Origin of the sequence: Kitasatospora sp. NPDC056531, assembly GCF_042794375.1 — a bacterium.
Classification (GTDB): Bacteria; Actinomycetota; Actinomycetes; order Streptomycetales; family Streptomycetaceae; genus Kitasatospora.
The window spans coordinates 1-5,666 of sequence record NZ_JBHTTU010000184.1 but is presented as its reverse complement, the minus strand read 5'-3'; the positions used below and the strand labels follow the sequence as shown (position 1 = coordinate 5,666).

Here is a 5,666-nt window from a genome sequence, read left to right as displayed (position 1 = left end):
CTACCTGGGCCTGGTCGGCGTGGTCGGCGTCGCCCTCGGCGCGCTGCTGCGCTCGGTGGCCGGCGGCATCTCGGTGCTGGTCGCCTCGCTGATGCTGATCCCCGGGCTGGTCTCGCTGCTGCCCAGCTCCTGGCAGGACCACATCAGCCCCTACCTGCCCAGCCACGCCGGCGAGGCGATGTTCGCCCTCCACCACGACACGACCACGCTCTCGCCGACGGCCGGACTGCTGGTCTTCCTCGGCTGGACGGTGCTCGCGCTGGCCGGCGCCGCCGTACGGCTGCTCCGCACGGACGCCTGAGCCCGTCCGGGCGCCCGAGCCCGTACGGAGCCCGACCCGGTACGGACGTCCGCGTCCGTACCGGCGCCCGGGGCTGAGACACTCCCGGTGCGGTGTCGGATCCGACCGGCGCCGCACCACCCGTACCACCCGCACCACCACCAGGGAGGCGCCACCGGTGAGCGAGGACCACGCCACCCCCACCGGCCCGCTCGTGGCCGCCGACGCGCTGTCCGGCCACCCGCTGTTCGCCCGGCTGGCCCGGATCGGCCAGCGGGTGCGGGAGGCGGACCGCGCCCACCCCTGGGTGCTGGACACCGCCGTGGTCGCGGTGGTCTTCCTGATGTTCTGCCTCCCCGACCTCTTCCCCGGCCACGGCGAGCCCGCGCACGAGCACCGGGTCGTGCTGGTCCGCCCGGTGCTGCCGGCCATGCTGGCCCTCCAGGCGGGCCTGATCCTGCCGCTGCTGTGGCGCCGACGCAGGCCCACCGAGGCCTTCGCGGCGATCATGGCGGTGTTCGTACTGCAGTGGTCGCTCGGTGTCGCCCTGCGCGCCGACGCCGCCCTGCTGGTCGCCCTCTACAGCCTGGCCCTGCACGGGCGGCTGCGGCACCTGGCCTGGTCCTGCGCGGTGATCGTCGGCGCGATGGCGCTGGTCGCCGTCGAGGTCTCCGGCGGCGGACTGCCGGTCGGGGACGCGCTGTTCTTCCTGATCAGCGCCGCGACGGCGGCCGTCGCCCTCGGCATCGCGGTGCGCGTGCGCCGCGCCCAGCTCGCCGGATTGCGCGAGCGGGCGGCCCGGCTGGAGATCGAACGCGACCAGCGCAGCCGACTGGCGGCCGCCACCGAACGCACCCGGGTGGCCCGGGAGATGCACGACATCATCGGCCACAACCTGTCCGTCATCGTCACCCTGGCCGACGGCGGCGCCTACGCCGCCCAGACCTCGCCCGAGCGCGGCCGGGAGGCGTTGCAGCTGATCGGTGAGACCAGCCGCCAGGCGCTCGGCGAACTGCGCCGGATGCTCGGTGTGCTGCGCGACCAGGGCGATGAGGGGGCCGAGCTCAATCCCCAGCCGGGCATCGCCGACCTCGACGGGTTGTGCGCCCGCATCCGCGCCGCCGGCCCCCAGGTGCTGTACACCGTCGGCGGCGATCTGGACCAACTGGACCGCGGCGTCCAGCTGATGGCCTACCGCATCGTGCAGGAGGCTCTCACCAACACCCTCAAGCACGCCGGCCCGGACACCCGTGCGCACGTGACCCTGACCGCTGACGCCGCCCGGCTGCGGGTGCGCGTCCAGGACAGCGGCCCGCCCGCCGGCACCCCCCGGCCGGTCCGGCCGGCCGGTGAGGGGCACGGCCTGGCCGGCATGCGCGAACGCGCGGCCGTGTACGGCGGCACCGTCACGGCAGGTCCCGGCCCTGGGGCAGGATGGACCGTGGAGGCCGTACTCGACCTCACCCCCGACCCGACAGGCGGCCCGACGTGACCACCGTCCTCATCGTGGACGACCAGCCCCTGCAGCGCTACGGCTTCCGGATGCTGCTGGAGAGCCAGCCCGACACCGAGGTGGTCGGCGAGGCCTCCCACGGCGCCGAGGCCGTCCGGCTGACCGCCGACCTGAGGCCCGACGTCGTGCTGATGGACATCCGGATGCCCGGCATGGACGGCATCGAGGCCACCCGCCAGATCGTCGCCTCCGGCGGCCGCTCGCGCATCCTCGTGCTGACCACCTTCGACCTCGACGAGTACGCCCACGCCGCGCTGCGCGCCGGAGCCAGCGGCTTCCTGCTCAAGGACGCGCGCCCGGAGGAACTGCTCGCCGGGATCCGCGCGGTCGCCGAGGGCGACGCCGTGGTGGCGCCCGCCATCACCCGCCGCCTGCTCGACGCCTACGCCCACCACCTGCCGGTGCGCCCACCCGGCGCGGCGCCGGTCGACGACCCCCGGCTGGACGCGCTGACCGAGCGCGAGCGGGAGATCCTGGTGGCCATCGCCCACGGCTGGACCAACAGTGAGATCGCCCAGCGCCTGGTGCTGGCCGAATCGACCGTCAAGACGCACGTCAGCCGGGTGCTGGCGAAGATCGGCGCCCGGGACCGGGTGCAGGCGGTGATCTTCGCCTACGACCGCGGGCTGACCAGGCCGAACCCGCCGATCACGGGCTGATCCGGTCCCTCGGTCACGGAACCTCCCGAGGTGCTCGGAGCCTCGGGCACGGAGCACCCGGATCTCCTACGCCTGGTTGCTCGGCGTCCCGTGCGGCGCCCGGGTCGGGTGCGGGACGGAGGCCGGCAGGGCGTGGCCGGTGCGGTCGTCGGTGTGCCAGGACTGCGACTGGGCCCGGTCGCGCAGGCGAGCTTGAACAGGATCCGGGTCACATGGGTCTTCACCGTGGTCTCGCCAAGGACGAGCCGCTCGGCCGACTCCGCGTTGCTCAGCCCCCGCGCCAGCAGCCGCTCCCGGCGGGCTGAGCGGTCCGGATGGGGACGGCGGCGGCGCTGCGGACGGAGTAGCGGTCGGCCGGTGGACGGCCGCCGAGCACGGGCGGGCCCGCCGGAGTGCCCGGCCGGGCCCGTCGGAGCGGCCGATCGGGGTGAACTCGCCGATCACCATGGGCCCTGAGCACCCGCCGACACCCGCTGTCCGATGTGTGCGGGTGCCGGCGGTGGACGGCCGGTCAGCAGCGGCCGGGGAGCGGTAGCGCGAGAGCGGCCTCGTCGGTCAGGACGGTCAGAGGTTCTTCTCCAGCGCCGTCAGGTAGTTGCACATGAAGTGGTCGCGCACGCCCTCGCCGGTGGGCTCGAAGGCGGCGGAGGTCAGGCCCTTGGCGCGGTTGGCGACGCCCGCCAGGAGGCCGCTGGCACCCTCGTGGACCGTACCGGCGGAGTCGATGAAGCGCAGGGCGTCGACGTGGGTGAAGACCGGCTCGGGCGGGAGCTGCGCGACGATGTCGTTGTTGTTGACGAAGCGGTAACTGCGGCTCTTGAGCGCCTTGTTGTAGGCGGCGGTGAGCATGCGGTCGCAGGTGCGGGGCTGGCCGAAGGTGTACACGCCGTCGGCGGTGAGTCGCGGGTCCTCCAGGCTGAGGCGGGCGGCGGCGAGCATCGCCAGGGCGCCGCCGAGGCTGTGACCGGTGAGCCAGACGGTCTGGTCGTTGGTGCGCAGCTCGGTGAGGGCCTTGCGGACGTCCGGGTAGATCGATTCGAGGGCCTCGGCGAAGCCGAAGTGGACGTAGCCGGTTCCGGCGGGCCCGGGCCAGGGCGGGGTGGTGGAGTCGGTGAGCCAGTCGCGGACCTCCTTGGGTTCGGTGCCGCGGAAGGCGATGACGATCATCCGGTCGCTCGCCATGGTGTACGCCTGGGTGTCCTGGAGCGGGAACGGCGGGGTGAACCGGGTCTCGTGGTGGCGCACCGTGTCGAAGCCCCAGTCGTGGGCCTGCCGGTCGACGGTGGAGTCGTCCTGGTACGCGAGGTCGGCGGCCTTGGCCAGGCAGTAGGCGTGGGCGAGGCTGTAGCCGGTCGCGTTCTGGTCGAAGGTGGTGGGTACGGCCACGGAGGGGACTTCCTCTCAGTGGGGGATGGTGTCCCTCGTTCGTAGCGGACCGGCGGGCCGTCGTCGGGGTGGCGGCACCCGGGGGTCACGCGAACAGCGCTGCGAACACCCGTATGTGTACAGGTCATCTGATTGCTTCATGGGATTTGCGACCGCCTGCGGCTGGCGGGCTGGTGCCGTGGCCGAGAACGTTCACCGGGTTGGCGTGGGCCAGTCGGTTGGGAGCGTGTAATGCCAACCCGGGCGCCAGGCCGGTGGCGCCGTGACCAGGTCCTCCAGTGGTGCCCCGGTCAGCAGGCAGTCCAGGGCCCATCGGTTGGCCGAGTGGGCGATCACCAGGATTCGACGGCCGTCCCAGTGGGTGGCCAGGTCATGGAGGAAGGCGTCGGTGGCCGTGAGGACCTGGTGGTAGCTCTGGCCGCCGGGAAAGGGTTCGTTGATCCGTCGGACTCGCTGGGCGGCGATGAGGGTGACCGGCGCGCCGTTGAGGTCGCCGTAGTTGCACTCGCGCAGACGGATGTCCTGGTGGATCGTGGGGCTGTTGTCGGGGAACGCGATCTCGGCCGTCTCCACGGCGCGGTGGAGGTCGGAGGTGAACACGGCGGCCAGCCCGTCGCCGCGTCGCCGCTCGCCCAGTTCCCCGGCCTGGCGCCGGCCCAGTTCCGAGAGTTGGCCCGGGAGCCATCCGGTGGCGATGCCGGTCTCGTTGTCGATGGTGGTCGCGTGTGTCTCGTAGACGATCTCTACAGCCATCGGGACTCTTCTCGGTCGTTCAGGCGACTTCGGTGAGTAGGCGGCCGCCCCGGCGAAGGCCCTTCTCGCTGCGGGGGCGGGCGCGCTCTCGGCGTTGGGCGGCCCGGAGCGACTTTAGCGCGGCCAGGGCGTTCGCGGTGCCGAGTCGTCAAGCTTGCGGCCAGGAGTGCGGCCGCTCCGCTCGGCGCTGGCCGACTGGGCCGGCCACGGCTACGGCCGCTCCCGGAGGCCGAACCCCGGACGGTGCTCAGGAGGGAGCGAGTTCGTTCACTAACATTGGTAGTAGGCCTGGAGCACAGGACCCCCCCCGGAAGGTGCGCAGCCATGTCCGCTGAAACCGGCGCCGCGCGCGCAGCGGCGGCGGGCGCCCCGCTCCGGCGGCGCGGCGAGGCGCTGGAGAGCGCGATCTTCGAGGCGGCCCTCCAGCAGCTCACCACCGACGGCTACGCGCGACTCACCATGGAGGGCGTCGCCGCCGCCGCGCAGACCGGCAAGGCGGCGCTCTACCGCCGCTGGTCCTCCAAGGAGGAACTGGTCATGGACGCGCTGCGGGCCAGCCTGCCCCCGGCCGTCCCGGCTCCCGAAACCGGCAGCCTGCGCGGGGACCTCCTGGAGGTGGTGACCGGACTGCGCACCGCGATGTTCAGCGAGCTCGGCGCCGCCGTCCGGGCGATCATGAGCGAGCTCGACCACCAGCGCGCGCACGCCTTCCTCGAGCTCGTGCTGGAGAGGGTGGTCGAGCCGACCACCGCGTTGATCGCCGAGGTGCTCGACCGGGGCGCCGCCCGGGGCGAGGTCCGCCCGGGGGCGGTCACCCCGCTGGTCACCGACGTGGTCCCGGCGCTGATGCTGTACCGGATCAAGATGTGCGGGGGCGACAGCGTGAACCTCGACCCGGTGGCGATCGTGGACGAGGTGCTGCTGCCGATCGTCCGCCCGTAAGGCGCCGTCACGCCCCGCTGTGGCGGAGCATCCCCTCGCGCTCGACCACCTTGACCCGCTCCCGGCCCTCGGCGTCGCCGAGCGCGCGCTCGTGGGCGTCGAGCAGCTGCCAGCCCTCCCAGGTGGTGTAGCG

The 5,666-nt window shown here is 73.3% G+C and carries 6 protein-coding genes and 1 pseudogene; 4 read left to right on the top strand and 3 right to left on the bottom strand.

What is annotated here, in order from left to right:
• From ACFQ87_RS43630 to ACFQ87_RS43620, 3 genes and pseudogenes are all read left to right on the top strand, one after another.
• Positions 1-301 (top strand): annotated as a pseudogene (locus tag ACFQ87_RS43630) (ABC transporter permease); the annotation flags it as partial.
• Positions 302-458: 157 nt separating this feature from the next.
• Positions 459-1,772 carry a histidine kinase gene (locus ACFQ87_RS43625; RefSeq protein ID WP_380616590.1) on the top strand — a complete coding sequence of 438 codons (1,314 nt, stop codon included), beginning with the start codon at positions 459-461 and terminating at the stop codon, positions 1,770-1,772.
• A complete protein-coding gene (locus ACFQ87_RS43620) occupies positions 1,769-2,452 on the top strand; it encodes a response regulator (protein ID WP_380616589.1) in 684 nt (227 codons plus the stop codon). Before ACFQ87_RS43625 ends, ACFQ87_RS43620 begins: the two co-directional genes overlap by 4 nt.
• Here the strand turns inward: ACFQ87_RS43620 and ACFQ87_RS43615 are convergent.
• The 3 genes from ACFQ87_RS43615 to ACFQ87_RS43605 all read right to left on the bottom strand — a co-directional run bounded on the left by ACFQ87_RS43615 (position 2,407) and on the right by ACFQ87_RS43605 (position 4,591).
• On the bottom strand, positions 2,407-2,724 hold the full coding sequence (locus ACFQ87_RS43615) for a hypothetical protein (RefSeq protein ID WP_380616591.1): 318 nt from the start codon (positions 2,722-2,724) through the stop codon (positions 2,407-2,409). The genes ACFQ87_RS43620 and ACFQ87_RS43615 overlap by 46 nt on opposite strands.
• Before the next feature lie 292 nt (positions 2,725-3,016).
• Positions 3,017-3,838 carry a lipase family protein gene (locus tag ACFQ87_RS43610; protein WP_380616588.1) on the bottom strand — a complete coding sequence of 274 codons (822 nt, stop codon included), beginning with the start codon at positions 3,836-3,838 and terminating at the stop codon, positions 3,017-3,019.
• Positions 3,839-4,030: 192 nt separating this feature from the next.
• Positions 4,031-4,591: a histidine phosphatase family protein gene (locus tag ACFQ87_RS43605; RefSeq protein WP_380616586.1), complete on the bottom strand. Its 561-nt coding sequence runs from the start codon at positions 4,589-4,591 to the stop codon at positions 4,031-4,033.
• A gap of 324 nt (positions 4,592-4,915) precedes the next feature.
• Between ACFQ87_RS43605 and ACFQ87_RS43600 the strand changes: the two genes are divergently transcribed.
• Entirely contained in the window at positions 4,916-5,533 is a 618-nt protein-coding gene (locus ACFQ87_RS43600) for a TetR/AcrR family transcriptional regulator C-terminal ligand-binding domain-containing protein (protein WP_380616584.1), read from the top strand.
• Positions 5,534-5,666: the final 133 nt, after the last annotated feature.

Bases quoted from the DNA above. Each gene is read 5' to 3' on its own strand.
- ACFQ87_RS43605 (WP_380616586.1), bottom strand. From the start codon at position 4,591: ATGGCTGTAGAGATCGTCTACGAGACACACGCGACCACCATCGACAAC.
- ACFQ87_RS43600 (WP_380616584.1), top strand. From the start codon at position 4,916: ATGTCCGCTGAAACCGGCGCCGCGCGCGCAGCGGCGGCGGGCGCCCCG.